The following is a 17,548-nucleotide window of genomic DNA, read 5'->3' as shown; positions in this document are numbered from 1 at the left end:
TCTGTGGCAAAACCGTGGCACATTGCCTATTGAAAATAAAGAATTTAGCAAAATTGGAATATCGTAAGCCACCTTACGAATAGATTAAACAAACAAATAACATGGAAAAAACAATTCTTTCCTGTTGCGTTTGAATTCGTATATTCGGCCTTTATTTTGAAAAAAGAGAATGATTGCAAAATTGAATGAAAAAAAATCCTATCCCTGGATTGTTGTTGGCCTGCTTTGGTTTGTTGCTTTATTGAATTATTTAGACCGACAAATGCTCTCCACTATGAAATCAGCGATGATGGATGACATTCCTGAATTGGCTAAAGCTGAAAATTTCGGTCTTTTGATGGCCGTTTTCCTTTGGATTTATGCGCTTATGAGCCCTGTTTCTGGAATTATAGCCGATAGGTTTAACCGAAAAAGAATCATAATAGGCAGTCTTTTTATTTGGTCTGGGGTGACTATGGCGATGGGTTATGCCACAACTTTCAATCAGATTTATATTTTACGCGGTATTATGGGTTTTAGCGAAGCTTTTTACATTCCGGCCGCCTTATCCTTAATCGCAGATTACCATCAGGAAAAAACACGCTCTTTTGCAATTGCGATTCATACCACTGGAATTTATTTAGGACAAGCGCTCGGTGGTTTTGGGGCTACTATTTCTAAATATTTTTCCTGGCATTTCAGCTTTCATTCCGTAGGTTTATTCGGTGTGCTTTACAGTTTAATATTGATATTTTTTATACAAGAAAAGAAAACGTACTTCTTAGATACCACAAAAAAGTCCTCTATCAGCATTGAATTCAGACAAATGTTCAAAGGATTGGGAATACTATTCGGTAATATCTCCTTTTGGGTTTTGCTCTTTTATTTCTCTGCACCAAGTTTACCGGGCTGGGCGGCCAAAAACTGGTTACCTACTTTATTTACCGAAACTTTACATTTGGACATGTCTCTGGCGGGTCCAATTGCAACGGTAACCATTTCGATGTCTTCCTTTTTTGGCGTTTTAATCGGAGGTGCCATTTCAGACAGATGGGTGATGAGACATCTTAAAGGAAGAATTTACACCAGCGCTATTGGATTGTTTCTTACCATCCCGGCATTGTTTTTATTTGGCTATTGCTGTGACATAACCGCTATTGTTTTTGGCGCTGTCCTTTTTGGACTTGGATTTGGAATATACGACACCAACAATATGCCTATTCTTTGTCAGTTTGTTGCTCCCCGATACAGGGCTACGGGATATGGAATTATGAATTTTGCAGGTATTTCAGCCGGAGCTGTTATCACAGAGTTTTTAGGAAAAGCCGCTGATAATGGAGGAATGAGGCACGTTTTTGTACTGCTTTTATTTGTAGTTTTTACTGCAATTGTTTTACAACTCGTAAGCCTGCATCCAAAAACTATTGATATGATTGATGAGAATTAGCTTTCAATCTAAAAAAGAGACAAGTTTGGATATTAAATAAAATAACTTTACATGAAAGCCTTATTATTTATTATCCTTTCTATTTTCCATAAAAGTTACCAAATTCGTTACTGAGCATGGAGAGAAAAACTTCTTATTTGAATCTGGATCAACTGTCCCATTTGAGACAATTCCAACAAGTAAACCATTTTCATCTACTAATGGAGCCCCACTAAGTCCTCCGAATTTCTCTGGCACAAGAATATCTTTTAATAAAATGCGATTTGAAATTGTTTTATAATATTCAAATTCATATACCCTTTGAGGTCCATTTTCCATCGTTCTGGTCCAACCCACAACATATAATTTTTCTCCCTGAACTAAAGGAGTGTTTCTCATTTCCAAAGGTATAATACTGGAAGAGTTTTGCTTTATGGAAAATACCAGCCAATCATTATCATAAGTTGACTTGGCTTCCAATAACTCAGACTTGTCTTCGTTTAATAATTTATCACAAATTACAATTTCGGACTTATTGTTTAATGGGTATAATACCCAATTTTTAATATAGCTCTCCAACGACAGGGTTGTCATTTTTTCGGGCTTAATAATCTTAAGTATATGTTTTGCTGTTACAGCAAATGTTTCATTGTTATATTTTATAAGAAAGCCGCAACTGAATTTTGGCTGGTCATATTTCGTGTTTACAAATTCGATCCCGTTCACCAAAGCGATTTCTTTAAATACTTTATTTGAAGAAATCTCCTGTCCGTAGCAGCCTGCTATCCACAAAATCGAAATAGCAGAAAAAAGTTTAAATTTCATAATAGTACCAAATTTAGAGTTCACTATCAGCCAATGCAAAACTTCCTTTTCTTGAATGCTGAGTTTCAAATATAGAAAAACAAATGTTATAAATGATAGAAGAGATTCACGAAAACAGAACCGGGATCATTATAAAATACAAGCCCGCTTCAACCAAATGAAAAAAACCGCCTTGAAAAAATCAAGACGGCTTTCAGAAATAACTAACTAAAATTTATGGTTTAAGCTCTGTAAACTTCGAATCTAATTCAAAAGCTTTCTTCACTTTCTCCACTGTAAAAGGCGGAGCACATAAAGCGCCCGATTTGTATAGTTTTGACTTGGAGAAATATAATAGTGCTCTTAAAGAAGGATTACAAGGAAACTGGTAATCACATTCTTTTCTCTTTTATTTCACAAAAAAAAAGTCCTAATCAAATTAGGACTTTTTTTCTGATTTATTTCGATACTGAAATTGGAATAAATTTATTGTTTTGATTTTTTAGGCGGCAAAAATTTAGGTCTTTCTGGGTTATTAGATAGTATCCATCCTGTTCGATACATCCACTCTGTCATTTTATGCAGTTTTGCAAAATCTATATTTTCAGATTCATCCATTGGGGTGTGATATTGACTGTGAAGTACACTGGTAAAAAAAACGGCAGGTATTCCTTTTTGCGCATAAGGAACATGATCAGATCTAAAGTAAAAGAATTCAGGATGTTCTGGTCTATCCCAAAGTTTATCGAGTTCAAATTTAGGTCCTTCGTCATTTGCTTTTTTAGCCACAGCTACAAGATCAGGAGAGTTTTGATGCGGATCGCTTGAACCTAAAAGTGCTGCTTGGTTGATATCATTTCTACCTATCATATCGCCGTTCAAAACTGCAATTATATCTTTTTCTGGTACTGTTGGATGCGAAGCGTACCAGCTTGAACCTAATAAACCGCGTTCTTCTGATCCATGAAATACAAATAAAGCTGTTCTTTTTGCAGGCTGTTTTTTATAAGCTCTGGCAATAGCCAGCATTGCCACACAAGTACTAGCATTATCATCTGCTCCATTATAAATAGAATCTTGTCCGTATTTCTGTCTTACACCATCGTGATCTTGATGTCCGCTGAAAAGCACATATTCGTTTTTTAATGCAGGGTCTTTTCCGTCTATTTTTCCAACAACATTTACAGATGGGTATTTGTAAGTTTCAGAAATTACTTCAGCCGATAAAAGGTCTTTGGTATTTTTTAAAAATTCTAACTGATCGTGATGAACCCAAAAAGCAGGCATTCTTGGCGGAACAGGCATTTTATCTCTATATCCTTCGATACCATAAACGCCGCGTTTCAACTGTGGCTCTACTTCTCTCCAGCTTTTTTCGCCTAATTCATCTGCCACAATAATAAGAGCTGCAGCACCTCTATAAGCTAGATCTTCGTAATATTTCTGTTTTACAAATCCTGGATAACGTCTTTCAAAAAGTGAAATATTATCTGAAATTCCTTCTTTAGATGCTAGGATTACAACGGCTTTTCCTTTTACATCTGTTTTTCTGATTTCATCTGCAGAAACTTTACCTAAAAAAAGTATTGGAGCTTCAACTTTGTTTGTAGTCGTTTCAGCAACTAAAACCTCATTCCACAATTTAAAATCTTTTTGTCCAATCTTAAATTTGGTGTAATTGGTAACCTGATGTCTATACAAATCGAAAAATTGAAAAAAAGTGCCATCATCTCCTGCGGGAGACATTCCGGCTTCTTTTGCTTTTTCGGCCAGCCACATAGAGACTTTTAATTCGTCTAAAGTACCCGCTTCACGTCCATTAAAATGGTCTCCTGCCATTTGGTACATATCTGTTTTAAGATCTTTTACCGTAATTGCACCAACTAATGGCTTCTTTACTGTCTGCGAAAAAACCGCCTCGCAGCATAAACTAAGTAATATAAATAACTTCTTTTTCATAATTAAAATCAAATTAAAGAATTAAGATAATTTCTTGCAAAAAAAGAAGGGCTTGAAAAAAGACAAATCTATACTTTTTATAAATATCCTTTAATATAAAATACTTTTTTTATAGTATTTTATTCAATTCTCAATTAAAACAAGACTTAACCTACAATAATTTAAATACGGTTCTGAAACAGGATTGAATCTTATGCAAAATTGAAACGTTTATTTTTACAATAATTTAATATTTTATTCATAAAATAGTAAAACAGTATTTTTGAAGGCATATTTTAGATAAATAATCTCTGTTTGAAAAAAAATAAATAATATTGCTGAATTGATTGTTACTTAAACATGGCTCAAAATTCAAATATTGACGAAAAAAAACTTCTTTTTGAGTTATCTCAAGGAAGTGAGCTTGCTTTTACAACGGTATACAACCAGTACAAAAATATTGTTTACTCTACTGCTTTAAGAATTACAAAATCAAGAATCCAGGCAGAAGAAGCGGTTCAGGATATCTTTTTAAAAATATGGCAGAATAGAGATAATTTAGCTGAAATAACTGATTTTGAGAGTTATCTTTTTATAATTTCCCGCAATCATTTATTCAATTCAATAAAGAAAATTGCTCGAGAAACGAATCTCATATCAGAATTTGATCAGAAAGAAAGTGCTATTATAGATACTGACAGCAATATTAAGGATGAGCAGTACAATACTATTTTGAATCAAATAGTAGAACAACTGCCACCGCAACAGCAAAAAGTGTATCAAATGGCAAAAAGAGATGGTCTCAGCCATCAAAAAATTGGGGAAGATTTAGGAATTTCAACTGAGACTGTAAAAAAACACATGGCTCAGGCTTTAAAATTTATACGTCTTAAAATTTCTCCATACATGAATATGTTCATGTCGCTTCTTCTTTTTTTCAAACTTTAGTCTAAAGGTTTTTCTTTCAAAAAAGCCTCTTTTTACATTTTTTTACATTTTTTTCACTTTCCACTACTCCCTCCCCTTTTTTAAATGGTCTTTATATAAAATGGACATGATAAACATGTTCTATCCCTAAAATTTGAAGGGCTGAAAAAAAAAAAAAAAAAAATCCAAATCTATCATTAACTAACAAGAACTAATTTAATCTACGAAAAAATGTCGCAAAAAAAATTCGAAGAATTATTTGAAAGCTATCTGCAGAACAATTTATCTGACGCAGAACAGCAGCAAATGATGGAAATAATTCAGCAGGGTGCTTATGATGATTTCCTTAAAGGAAAAATTCATGATATGCTGAAAGTAGGTAATGTTACAGATGTAATGGACAAAAAACAGAGTGATGATGTTCTAAACTACATTTTATCTCAACCACAAAATGAACCTAAAGTGGTGGATTTAAATCCGAAGAGACGAAGAAAAGTAGTTTTACAATCTCTATTTGCGGCCGCAAGTATTGCTTTGCTAATTGCTTTGGGTAATTCATTATTCTTTAAACAAGAAACAGTTCTTCCTGCTACGCCTAAGCTTCTAGAAGTTGTTGCAAAAAACACTTTAATTGATTTTAGCGGTAAACAATTGGTTCATCTTCCAGACGGAAGTACGGTTTTACTAAACGATAACAGTACTTTGAAATACGATCAGGATTCTTTTGATTCTAAAACTCGTGAAGTAACACTAACTGGAGAGGCTTTTTTTGATATTAAACACAACCCACAAAAACCATTTATCGTACATACTGGTAAAATTCAGACTCGCGTTTTAGGAACTGCTTTTAATATTAATGCTAAAAATTCTTCAGACAATGTTGAAGTTACGGTTGCACGAGGTAAAGTTCAGGTTGGAGATACCGAAAAAATCTATGGTGTAATTATTCCTAATCAGCAGATTAAAGTCAATAAAACTACTTTAAACTATCAACAAAATACAATTAGCGCTGCCGTTGTAACCGAATGGAAAAGCAATTACTTGATTCTGGATGATATTAATATGGCTGAAGCTGTTTCTTTAATATCTCAAAAATACAAAGTGCAGATTTTAATTTCGAATGAAAAAATTAAGAACTGCAGAATTACCGCAAGTTTCTTAAATGAAGAAGATTTAGATCACGTCTTGAAAGTAATTAGCAGTGTTTTAGAAACAGAATACAGATACAATAAAGCTGGAGCTGTCATTTTAGACGGTAAAGGCTGTGAGTAGTAGAGAAGAAAGAAGAAAGAAGAAAGAAGAAAGAAGAAAGATTAAAGATTAAAGATTAAAGACGACAAAATAAAAGCGGACTAACCTCCTACTTAGAAAGCTTAGAAAATAAATATTAACCTCTAAAAACAAAGACCAATTAACCAAAACTAAATTAAAAAAGCCATCTAGCTCCTACACCAGATGGCCGAGATTTTTAACAATTAATCCAGTAACCATTAAAAAACAAGCAAATTTATGAAATTACGCTGTAAAACAACCATGTTTGACAGTGAAAAGAATTCGTCTTTTTTTCACTTGTCAAAAAAAACCATTATGATTATGCGAATCAGTTTATTCCACATTTTTTTACTGACCTGCGGCACTCATATGATTTTCGCAACCGAAATGAGTGGTCAGAATTTAGAGTCTATATCTGTTGATATTGAACTGCATAATCAGGATATTAAAACGCTGTTTAAAACTATAGAAAATAGAACGGGACTACTGTTTGCGTATCAGCCGCAGATTATAAAAGATTTTCCGAAAGTAACAACTCAGCGCGGACGTCGAAGTGTTAGCGACATTTTGAACACTGTATTTCAAGGTACTAATTTAGTCTATAAACAGGTGGATAAAAATGTAGTTATTTATAAAAAAGAAACTTCTAAAACTCCTGAAAAAACACAAAATGAAAAGGATGTAGACTTTATGCTGAACGGAAAAGTGCTTGATGAAAACGGACAGCCTTTACCAGGGGTTTCTATAGCAGTTGTAGGTGGCAATAAACAAGGAATTTCTGATTTTGACGGACAGTTTTTTATTCAATTACCAAAAGGAAAACATGTTTTAAAAATATCTTACATAGGGTACAAAACACAAGAAGTTACTGTTGAGAATCAAACTACAATTACAATCAAAATGCAGCCCGATTTGGCTAAATTAGACGAGGTTGTGATTATTGGATATGGTACAACGACTAAAAGAACTTCGACAGGATCTGTGGTTAAAATTACTGCCGAAGATATTGAAAAACAGCCTATAACAAACATCCTTCAAAGTTTACAAGGTAGAACTCCTGGAGTATATGTTTCTCAAACTTCTGGTTATGCCGGTAGTAATATGAATATTAGTATTCGTGGTCGAAACTCTATTACGGGTGACAATCTTCCTCTTTATGTTATTGACGGTGTTCCTTATATTGGAGATGACATTAAAGAACAAGTTCAAACAAATAACGTAATTAGAGGTGCTCAAAAAAGAACTAGCCCTTTAAATATTATTAATCCTAATGATATTCAAAGTATCGAAATTCTTAAAGATGCAGATGCAACTGCTATTTACGGTTCTAGAGGAGCAAATGGTGTAGTACTTATAACAACCAAAAAAGGAGAAGCTGGAAAAACAGTCTTTACGGTAAACACTACTTCTGGATTATCTGAAGTGGCAAATAAAATAAAAACTCTAGATACGCCAACTTATCTTAATATGCTTCGCACTGCATATAAAAATGCAAATGCAACACCTAACAACTTTTCAACTGGTATAGCGCTTACAGATTTTGATCCAAATGCTTATACTGATTGGCAAGAGAAATTAATAGGCGGTGCGGCTAATTTTAATGACTTTTCTGCAAGTTTAAAAGGCGGAAACGAAACTACTAACTTTTTATTAAGCGCTGCATATCATAATGAAACTACTGTAATACCAGGAGATTTTGGTTATAATAAATTTTCAACCAATTTTAATGTTAACCATAGTACAATGGACAAAAGGCTTAAGTTGGGAGCTTCGGTGATTTTTGCTACAGACAAAAACAAACTGCCTTTTTACGACATTACAAACTATGCTGTATTAACCGCACCAAATCATACTGTTTACAACGCAGATGGAACTTATTACTGGTCGCCTACTTATTTCAGTGATGTAAATCCGCTTGGAGCTTTGGACAGAAGAGTAGAAGATAAAGGAACAAACTTAATAACTAGTTTTAGTGTTCAATTTGAAATTTTAAAAGGACTTTCTTTTAAAACTGATTTAGGATACGGAAGAGCACAAATGACAACCGAACAGTTTTTACCTGCATCAGGAATTAACCATGTTTACTATACTGCTAATAATATTTCGCTAAATGCTTCAAGATCTTATACATTATCTGTAAACAATACCAATAATTTCACTATTGATCCGCAATTAAATTATAATACTTCTTTATGGAAAGGTAATCTTACCGCTCTTGTTGGAGGATCATGGCAGACTAGAAAATCAGACATGCCAACTTATTTAAGTTCATCTGTGTATAGTTCTGACAATCTTATAGGAATTACTGGTTCTGCTGGAAATGTAACTTCTTCTAATGGTTCGTCTGAGTACAAATATATTTCACTTTTTAGTAGAGTTAATTATAATATTGAGAACAAATACATTCTTAATTTAACTTACAGAAGAGATGGTTCTTCTCGTTTTGGAGAAAACAAACGTTATGGCGATTTTGGATCTGTAGGCGCTGCTTGGGTATTTACAGAAGAAAAATTCTTAAAAGACAATTCATGGCTGAGTTTTGGTAAAATTCGCTCTAGTTATGGAAAAATTGGAAGTGATGATATTCCTGATTATGGTTATGCTTCTACTTATCTAACCTCTACATATGGAGTAGGAAATGCAGCAATGGCTCCGGCAAGAATTGCAAATCCAAATTTTCAATGGGAAGTTACCAATAAATTTGAGGCTGCTTTAGATTTGAGTTTCTTAAATGACAGAATTGCTTTTACTGCAGCTTATTATAGAAATCTTTCTTCTAATCAATTAGTGCCTACAACACTTAGTCCGCAAGCAGGATTTCCAAGTTTTCAGGCAAATTTAGATGCTGAAGTTGAAAATAAAGGGATAGAGTTTACATTGACCACAACAAATATTCGTAATAAAAACCTAAACTGGAGTACTTCATTTAATATTTCTAAGAATGAGAACAAATTACGTTCTTTCCCAGGAATTGAAAACACAAGTTCGTACTCTCAATATATTGTAGGAAGACCATTAAACAGTAACTATTTATATAATTATACTGGTACAAATGCAGCGGGTATTGCTCAGTTTGAAGATGTTAATGGAGACGGAAGAATTTCTACCGGATTTGCAGAAACAAATGTTGGGGACAGAAAATATTATGGACCAGCATATCCTGAATATTATGGCGGAATTTCAAATTCTATCACTTACAAAGGATTTGCACTTGACTTCTTATTCCAATTTGTAAAACAAGAAGGACGAAACCTGCTTTCTACAATTGCAATACAGCCAGGCTATCCTTACGGACTTGCCAATTATCAAGTTGATGATTATAATGATTACATAGCACAAGGAAATGTTTTAAGTACTAATTACCAGCAAAGTTATAACAATTACATAGGTTCAAATGCAATGATTGTTGATGCCTCTTTTATCAAATTGAAAAACGTGAGTGCATCTTACACTATTCCATTAAGTGAAAGAAGTCAAAAAATCATTAAAAATGTTCGTATTTCTTTACAGGGACAAAATTTAGTAACCTTTACTAAATACAGAGGATTTGATCCAGAAACTCAAGGTTTAGCTTTACCACCATTACGTACTATTACACTAGGAACTCAGTTAACATTTTAATCAAAAAAACATGAAAAATAATTCTATAAAATACACGTATATATTTTCGTTTTTTCTTTTAATCGGATTAACGGGTTGTGATGAAATGCTGGAAGTTGAAATTCCAAAGAGCCAGCTTCCTTCTTCTACTATATACATTTCAGATCCAACTGCAGAAGCTACGATAAATGGAATTTATCAAAGTATGGTAACAGGCTTAAGTTATGTGAGTACTATACATTATATGCCTGGAGAAACAGCAGATGAACTCATATTAAGATCACAGCTTACAGATGTTTATAACACAAACGAGATTCAGGATATTGATGGTCCAAATGGCAGTATGTGGACTGATTTTTACAAAACAATTTATAATGCAAATAATGCAATTGAAGGCATTACAGCAAGTACAGCACTTACTCCTGCAAAAGCTACACGATGGATTGCTGAAGCCAAGTTTGTAAGAGCATATTGCTATTTTTACATGACTAATTTTTGGGGAGATGTACCTTTAATTTTAACTACAGCTGTTGAAAAAACAGCTGTAGCGCCAAGAAATACTCAAACCGAAATTTACAATCAAATTGTACTTGATTTAACAGAAGCTTCTAAAGATTTGCCTATTAATTATAGTAATTATAATGCTAATCAACGTATTAGAGCTACAAAATGGGCAGCAGAAACATTACTGGCAAGAGTTAATCTTTATTTAGGTAAATGGACTGAAGCCGAATCTCACGCAAGTGCCGTAATCAGTCAGAATACAACCTATAAAATGATTACAGGGTTAACAGCTACTAACAGTCCTTTTATTGCTGATAATACTGAAGCAATCCTGCAGATCCCTTATTTTAATCTTGCATATGCTTACGAAGGAGCCGGATTGTTTCCGACTGGTGGAAAATATATTCTTCGTAAAGGGGCTACTTTATTTGAAACTGGAGATGCCAGAAAAACAAACTGGACAGATGTTGTTGCGGGAACTACATTTTTGGCGCCAAGAAAATATAAAAATGCCTATGTTGCTGCTCCTTTAGAACGTTCAACTGTATTAAGACTTGCAGAACTTTATTTAATAAGAGCTGAGGCAAGAGTAAAACTTAACAATATCAGCGGGGCACAGCAAGATATTAATGTAATACGCAACAGAGCATTATTAGCTAATACTACATTAACAGATCCTAACCAATTACTTGATTTAATTGCACTAGAAAGAGAACGTGAACTTTTTACAGAGTTTGGACACAGATGGTTTGACCTTAAACGAACAGGGAAAATCGATCAGGTTCTTAGTGTAATTCCAGGAAAAATCTGGGCTTCTACAGATAGTCTTTATCCTATTCCAGAAACTGCAAGACGTTCTAATCCCAACCTAACCCAAAATACAGGATATTAAATATTAAAAAATAACGCAGGAGTGTGCTTTAAAAACACGTTCCTGCGATTTTAAAAAACACTATGGAAACAACAACAATTGTAAGAGTTGAGGCTTTGTCGCATCAATATAGTAAGGATTGGGCAATACAAAATATAAATTTTGAAATTAAAACAAACAGAATTTTAGGTCTTTTAGGTTCTAACGGAGCTGGAAAATCTACTACAATGAATATTCTTTGCGGCGTTTTAAACCAAACCAGCGGTAATATTTTTATTGATGGAATTAACCTAAAAGAAAACCCTGTTGAAGCTAAAAAATTAATTGGTTTTTTACCCCAGACACCACCTTTGCATTTAGATTTAACAGTCGATGAATATTTGATTCATTGTGCAGAGCTTCGTCATGTAAAGAAAGAAGATTTAAAAAATGCTTTAGAAAAAGCCAAAGAACAATGCGGAATTTCACATTTCAGCAATCGCTTAATCCGAAATTTATCCGGAGGATATCGTCAGCGTGTGGGTATTGCGCAGGCTATTATTCACGAACCTAAATTAGTGGTTCTAGATGAACCAACAAACGGACTTGATCCTAACCAGATTTTAGAAGTTAGAAAACTAATTAAAAAGATCTCCAAAGACAAAGCCGTAATCTTTTCTTCTCATATTCTTTCTGAAGTTCAAGCAACTTGTCAGGATATCAGAATGATTGAAAACGGACACATGGTTTTTGCTGATACGCTTGATGCTTTCAACAACTATATCGAAGCAGATAAATTAACAGCAAGTTTTGAAAATCCTCCAAAATTGGAATCTTTAAGAGCTATTCCGGAAGTAACAAATGCTGTATTTCTTTCTCCTAAAAAAGTGCAGATAACATTTGAAGGAACGCAGGAAGTTGCGGAAAAAATCATTTCACTAAGCGTTCATAATGATTGGAAATTACGTGAAATTCAATTTGAAAAAGTTTCACTAGACGAAATCTTTGCCCAATTATCTAAAAAAGCCCCATCTAAAAACGCTATTCCTTCTTAAATAAAAAATATACAAATGAAAACAATATATAGAATTGCTAAAACAGAACTCAACACGATGTTCTACTCGCCTGTTGCTTGGGTTGTTTTAGTAATATTTTCAATCCAGTCTAGCTGGAAATTCTTTGGTACAATTGAACGTTTTGAAAAATCACAGAAAATCGGACAAGGCATGGATAATTTGTCTCAAGTTATTTTTTCTGGATTCAGCGGTTTATATACCGAAATGCAGACTTATTTATATTTGTACGTACCTCTTTTAACAATGGGATTGGTGAGTCGTGAGATTAACAGCGGTTCGATTAAATTGTTACTTTCTTCACCAATTAGAATTAAAGACATTGTATTGGGTAAATATTTAGCCATTGCCGCTTACTGCCTTCTATTTGTTGCAATTTTAGGATTACAAGTTGCAATTGCCTATTTCTCAATCGAAAATCTAGATCTTAAGTTTGCTATTTCTGGACTAATCGGATTATATCTATTGGTTTGCACCTATGCAGCAATAGGGCTTTTTATGTCTTGTCTTACTTCTTATCAAGTTGTCGCTGCCATTAGTACTTTGGTAGTTTTAGCAGGATTGAATTTTATTGGAAAACTTTGGCAGGATGTTGAAGTAGTAAAAGATATTACCTATTTTCTTTCAATCGCAGGCCGTGCCGACCAAATGCTTCAAGGTTTAATTATCAGCAAAGATGTATTCTATTTTGTTCTGGTAAGCGGTCTATTCATCGTATTGAGTATTTACAAACTTCAAACTGGAAGAGACGCGCAGACTATATCAAGAAGAGTTTTAAAATATACTTTATTAATAACTGTTGTCTTATCGTTTGGTTATATCACTTCAAGAGCACCGCTTACTTTTTACCACGATATGACCCGTAATAAAGACAATACATTAACCAAAAGCAGTTTAGATGTCGTTAATAAAATAGAAGGACCTGTTAAAATAACAACCTATGTCAATTTATTAGATATTAATTATTATATGGCAATGCCATACTCACAAAACTCAGATATTGCGAGTTTTGCAAAATATACCCGCTTTTTGCCTCAAATAGAAATGGAGTATGTTTATTATTATGACACTTCAACAAATGAAGCTTTGTACGCCCAGAATCCTGGATTAAACGACAAACAACTTGCCCAAAAAATGGTCGAGTCTCAGGGAATGAAACTTAAAAAATTATATTCTCCTGAAGAAATCAAAAAAGTAATCGATTTAGGGCCTGAACAAAACAGAGTAGTTAGAACAGTAGAATATAACGGAAAGAAAACTTTCCTGAGAATGTTTGACGACTTATTTAAAGCACCATTTGAAAAAGAAATCTCAGCTTCGTTAAAACGTTTAGTTTCTAATCCTGTGAAAATTGTGTTTGCAACCGGAAATATGGAACGCAGCATTGAAAAAAATGGAGATAAAAATTACAAGACTGGATTTAACGAAATAACATTCAGAAACTCATTAATCAATCAAGGATTTGAAGTTGCTTCTGTTGATATTAATGCGCAGAATATCCCTTCTGAAACTAATATTTTAGTCATTGCCGATCCTAAAACACAATTAAGTCAAGGTGCTGTTGACCGTATCAGCAAATATATTGATCAAGGTAAAAATTTAATGCTTTTGGCAGAACCAGAAACGAATTCGGCTTTGGCTTCTATCACAGAAAAATTAGGAATGAGTTTTACTAAAAAAACTTTAGTTCAGGCAAGCGAAACCAATTCACCAGACTTTTTAGTAACAGAACTGCAAAAAAACATTGATACGACGGTTATCAAATTAAGCAAGAATAGAAATAATAATCCTATTCCACTTATAAGCAGCAGCGGTATTACAGTGACAAAAGATGCAGGATTTAAAGTCACGCCTCTTTTAAAAACCAATAATCAGCCAGCTTGGGAATCTCATGCAGGAATTACATCCATTTCAGAAGATTTAAAAAAACAGCCTTCTATGAAAGAAATGCCTCTTGTGGCCGCTTTAACGAGAAACATCAATGGTAAAACACAAAAAATAATTGTTGCTGGAGATGCAGATTTTATGGGCAATGCCGAATTAAGTCGTGGCGGATCTGGAACTTTTCAATTTGTTACTGATATTTTTAGCTGGTTCAGTAATTACCAATTTCCAATTGATACTACACGTCCTGAGAAAACCGATAAAAAGATCACCATTAGTTCAAATCAAGTTTTTATCAATAAAATTATATTTATTGGACTGTTTCCATTACTGATTATATTAAGTGGTGCTTTTATTCTTATTCGTAGAAACAGAAGATAAAAAATAAAAAAAATGAGTACTAAAAAAAATATCATTGTTGCGTTAATGGCCTTGTCTTTTCAAGGCGCATTTTCGCAGTTCAAAACCACAATTCCGCTGCATAAAGACGTTACAACCGGAAAATTAAAAAACGGTTTAACGTATTATATTCTGCATAACGAAGAACCAAAAGACAGAGTAAGTTTTTACTTCGTTCAAAATGTCGGTGCTATTTTAGAAGATGACAATCAAAACGGATTGGCGCATTTTCTGGAACACATGGCGTTTAACGGAACAGAACATTTTAAAGGAAAAGGCATCATTAAAATGCTGGAAAAAAATGGAGTAAGTTTCGGAAAAGACATTAATGCTTACACCGCTCAGGACGAAACCGTTTACAACATCAGCACTGTTCCGGTTTCCAACGAAAAACTGATCGATTCTACACTTTGGGTTTTACACGATTGGTCTGGCTCTCTTTCTTTAACTAATGAAGAAATTGATGCCGAAAGAGGTGTAATTAGAGAAGAATGGAGAACGCGCCGTACAAGCGGTTTCCGTTTAAAAATGCAGACTGATCCTGTTTTATACAAAGGGTCTAAATACAGCAAAAGAGATGTTATTGGTGATTTAAATATCATCAATAATTTCAAATATCCTGAATTGAGAAACTACTACAAAAAGTGGTACAGACCCGATTTACAAGCTGTAATAATTGTTGGAGATATCGACGTAAAAAAAATGGAAGAAAAAGTGAAAGCTATTTTCTCTGGAATTCCATTAGCCAAAAAAGCTGCGCCGCGCACCTACTTTGAAATTCCGAAACACGACGAATTGTATTTTGGAACTGCGTCTGATAAAGAAGCTTCTTCGACTACTATTACTTTACAGTATGTTTTGGACGAACCTTTGGTGAAAGACAGCATTTTGAGCCGTAAAAACGTAATGAATTCTTTCTATACGAGTATTTTAAACAATCGTTTCAAAGAATTGATTTTGAAAAACCAAAGTGCCGCTTTAGGTTTAAAAACGTATTTCGAACCCATTTCGAGATTAAATACTTCGTTTAATATTTCGGCTGCAGGCAAAAAAGGAAAAACATTAGAAGCTTTTGAAGATGCTCTTACTGAAGCTGAACGTTTAAAACGTTTTGGAATTGCACAAGCAGAATTGGACAGAACTAAAAAGCTTTTTATAAGTTCTTATGATGATTTTTTAAGCAATAAAGATAAAGTTGACAATGACTCTTGGGCAGATAAACTGACGAATTATTTCTTAAAAGCAAAACCATTTCTTTCTGCCGAAGACGATTACAAATTAATTGTAGGCATTATCAAAAGCATTACTTTAGAAGAAATAAATACTTATATCAAAACCATTCAAAAACCGACAAATCAAGTAGTTTTAGTAACAGGTTCTGATGAAGATAAAGTAAATTTTCCAACTAAAGATGCGGTTGTTCAGGTAATGAAAAAAGTCGAAAACAAGACTTTGGAACCTTACACCAAAAAAGAAAATAATGAACCTTTAATTGCAAAAGAATTAAAACCTGCAGCAATCAAAAAGACATTTGAAATACCGGGAATTACAGCAGCAAAAGGATATACTTTAGAAAATGGTGCAAATGTAATTGTATTGCCAACAACTTATTCGCAAGATCAAGTTGTGCTTACAGCATTTTCGAAAGGCGGTAAATCTTTAATTAAAACCGAAGATTTGGCTTCTGCCGAAATCGCAACTACAATTGCAAAATCATCTGGTTTAGGCAATTTTGATAATATTGCTTTAAAAGAAAAACTGACGGGCAAAGTAGCACAGTCTGCGCCTTTTATTAGCGAAAATACGGAAGGTTTTCAAGGAGGTTCAAACAAAGCCGATTTCGAAACGATGCTGCAATTGCTCTATCTTTCTTTTGAAGCGCCGCGATTTGATCCAAATATTTTTAACTACTTAAAAGAGCAGTACAAAAACCGTTTACAAAACATCAAAAAAGACAACGGAAATACGTTTAAAGATTCTATTGCTTTAGCAAATTCTAATCACAGTCCGAGGACTTTTATTTTTGATGATAAATTCTTAGAAAATATTGATTTAAAGAAAGCAGAAAGCATTTACAGAGACCGAATCAAAAATGCTTCGGATTTTACTTTTGTTTTTGTGGGGAATATTCCTGATGGCGCTTTAGAATTGATTCAGAAATACATTGGGAATTTAAAATCAAATCCTGCTGTAAAAGAGACTTTTGCAGATCATAATATTGAGCCTAAAAAGGGAAAAACGGTTGTGCATTTTAAACGTCCGATGGAAGTGGCAAAAACTACTGTTTACTTAAATTTGACTGGAAAAACAGAGTACTCAAAAGAAAATGCAATGACAATGTACATCATTGGTGAATTGTTAGCAAAAAGATTCCTTCAGACTATTAGAGAAGAAGAAGGCGGCAGTTATGGTGTAAATGTTGGAGGAAATCTTGAATTAATTCCGAAACCATCATTCAGCCTTGCTTTGACTTTTGACTGTAATCCAGAGAAGCAGGAAAAATTAATGCAGATTGTCTGGAAAGAAATCAACGATTTAAAATCGAATCCAGTAAATGCAAATGACTTAGAAGACATTAAAAAAGCTTTATTGAAAAACAGAGAAGAATCGCTTAAAACGAATGCTTTCTGGTCAACAACACTATACAATTACAGCTTAAATCAGATTCCGTTTTCAACGGATGAAGAATACAAGAGTTTAATTTCTAAAATTAACCCAAAAACTATTCAGCAGTTTAGTAAGCACGTTTTGGATAGTTCTAGTAGCGTCGAAGTTATTATGAACCCTGAAAGCCAATCAGGAAAGTAAAACTTTAGAATACATTTTTATTTTTAATTAGTCATTAAAGGTTGTCTTGCCAAGACAGCCTTTTTTGCTGTTTGCAATTGTCTT

General features: G+C 33.7%; 10 protein-coding genes. 8 read left to right on the top strand and 2 right to left on the bottom strand.

All coding sequences use genetic code 11. The features are described 5' to 3' along the window. Nucleotides 1–169: 169 nt before the first annotated feature. The gene (locus ACFO3N_RS04850; protein ID WP_379795672.1) at nucleotides 170–1,426 is read left to right on the top strand and encodes an MFS transporter; all 1,257 of its coding nucleotides are present in this window, start codon (nucleotides 170–172) and stop codon (nucleotides 1,424–1,426) included. 63 nt (nucleotides 1,427–1,489) lie between these two features. On the opposite strand, the gene ACFO3N_RS04845 is transcribed toward ACFO3N_RS04850, so the two are convergent. Continuing rightward, nucleotides 1,490–2,230: a trypsin-like serine protease gene (locus tag ACFO3N_RS04845; RefSeq protein WP_379795670.1), complete on the bottom strand. Its 741-nt coding sequence runs from the start codon at nucleotides 2,228–2,230 to the stop codon at nucleotides 1,490–1,492. 465 nt (nucleotides 2,231–2,695) lie between these two features. Beyond that, nucleotides 2,696–4,168, bottom strand: a complete 1,473-nt coding sequence (locus tag ACFO3N_RS04840; RefSeq protein ID WP_379795668.1) for a M28 family peptidase — start codon at nucleotides 4,166–4,168, stop codon at nucleotides 2,696–2,698. A gap of 339 nt (nucleotides 4,169–4,507) precedes the next feature. Between ACFO3N_RS04840 and ACFO3N_RS04835 the strand changes: the two genes are divergently transcribed. The 7 genes from ACFO3N_RS04835 to ACFO3N_RS04805 all read left to right on the top strand — a co-directional run bounded on the left by ACFO3N_RS04835 (nucleotide 4,508) and on the right by ACFO3N_RS04805 (nucleotide 17,464). Further along, nucleotides 4,508–5,095 (top strand): RNA polymerase sigma factor, encoded by a 588-nt coding sequence (locus ACFO3N_RS04835; RefSeq protein ID WP_379795666.1) that lies wholly within the window; start codon nucleotides 4,508–4,510, stop codon nucleotides 5,093–5,095. A 210-nt stretch (nucleotides 5,096–5,305) separates the two neighbouring features. Then, nucleotides 5,306–6,346: a FecR family protein gene (locus ACFO3N_RS04830; RefSeq protein ID WP_379795664.1), complete on the top strand. Its 1,041-nt coding sequence runs from the start codon at nucleotides 5,306–5,308 to the stop codon at nucleotides 6,344–6,346. A 315-nt stretch (nucleotides 6,347–6,661) separates the two neighbouring features. After that, nucleotides 6,662–9,967, top strand: a complete 3,306-nt coding sequence (locus ACFO3N_RS04825) for a TonB-dependent receptor (protein WP_379795662.1) — start codon at nucleotides 6,662–6,664, stop codon at nucleotides 9,965–9,967. A 10-nt stretch (nucleotides 9,968–9,977) separates the two neighbouring features. Then, the gene (locus tag ACFO3N_RS04820) at nucleotides 9,978–11,342 is read left to right on the top strand and encodes a RagB/SusD family nutrient uptake outer membrane protein (RefSeq protein ID WP_379795660.1); all 1,365 of its coding nucleotides are present in this window, start codon (nucleotides 9,978–9,980) and stop codon (nucleotides 11,340–11,342) included. Nucleotides 11,343–11,404: 62 nt separating this feature from the next. After that, the gene (locus ACFO3N_RS04815; protein WP_379795658.1) at nucleotides 11,405–12,355 is read left to right on the top strand and encodes an ABC transporter ATP-binding protein; all 951 of its coding nucleotides are present in this window, start codon (nucleotides 11,405–11,407) and stop codon (nucleotides 12,353–12,355) included. A 15-nt stretch (nucleotides 12,356–12,370) separates the two neighbouring features. Next, a complete protein-coding gene (locus tag ACFO3N_RS04810) occupies nucleotides 12,371–14,638 on the top strand; it encodes a Gldg family protein (RefSeq protein WP_379795656.1) in 2,268 nt (755 codons plus the stop codon). 12 nt (nucleotides 14,639–14,650) lie between these two features. Further along, the gene (locus ACFO3N_RS04805) at nucleotides 14,651–17,464 is read left to right on the top strand and encodes a M16 family metallopeptidase (RefSeq protein ID WP_379795654.1); all 2,814 of its coding nucleotides are present in this window, start codon (nucleotides 14,651–14,653) and stop codon (nucleotides 17,462–17,464) included. The last annotated feature ends 84 nt before the right edge of the window (nucleotides 17,465–17,548 follow it).

The sequence above is a fragment of the Flavobacterium chungangensis genome (assembly GCF_042654045.1).
GTDB lineage: Bacteria > Bacteroidota > Bacteroidia > Flavobacteriales > Flavobacteriaceae > Flavobacterium > Flavobacterium chungangensis.
The sequence above is the reverse complement of the archived record's forward strand: the minus strand, read 5'-3'. Positions and strand labels throughout refer to the sequence as shown.

What these genes read in the sequence shown, in the direction of transcription:
- ACFO3N_RS04805 (WP_379795654.1), top strand. Translation starts at nt 14,651, where the DNA reads ATGAGTACTAAAAAAAATATCATTGTTGCGTTAATGGCCTTGTCTTTT.
- ACFO3N_RS04835 (WP_379795666.1), top strand. Translation starts at nt 4,508, where the DNA reads ATGGCTCAAAATTCAAATATTGACGAAAAAAAACTTCTTTTTGAGTTA.
- ACFO3N_RS04815 (WP_379795658.1), top strand. Translation starts at nt 11,405, where the DNA reads ATGGAAACAACAACAATTGTAAGAGTTGAGGCTTTGTCGCATCAATAT.
- ACFO3N_RS04845 (WP_379795670.1), bottom strand. Translation starts at nt 2,230, where the DNA reads ATGAAATTTAAACTTTTTTCTGCTATTTCGATTTTGTGGATAGCAGGC.
- ACFO3N_RS04810 (WP_379795656.1), top strand. Translation starts at nt 12,371, where the DNA reads ATGAAAACAATATATAGAATTGCTAAAACAGAACTCAACACGATGTTC.
- ACFO3N_RS04830 (WP_379795664.1), top strand. Translation starts at nt 5,306, where the DNA reads ATGTCGCAAAAAAAATTCGAAGAATTATTTGAAAGCTATCTGCAGAAC.
- ACFO3N_RS04820 (WP_379795660.1), top strand. Translation starts at nt 9,978, where the DNA reads ATGAAAAATAATTCTATAAAATACACGTATATATTTTCGTTTTTTCTT.
- ACFO3N_RS04825 (WP_379795662.1), top strand. Translation starts at nt 6,662, where the DNA reads ATGATTATGCGAATCAGTTTATTCCACATTTTTTTACTGACCTGCGGC.
- ACFO3N_RS04840 (WP_379795668.1), bottom strand. Translation starts at nt 4,168, where the DNA reads ATGAAAAAGAAGTTATTTATATTACTTAGTTTATGCTGCGAGGCGGTT.
- ACFO3N_RS04850 (WP_379795672.1), top strand. Translation starts at nt 170, where the DNA reads ATGATTGCAAAATTGAATGAAAAAAAATCCTATCCCTGGATTGTTGTT.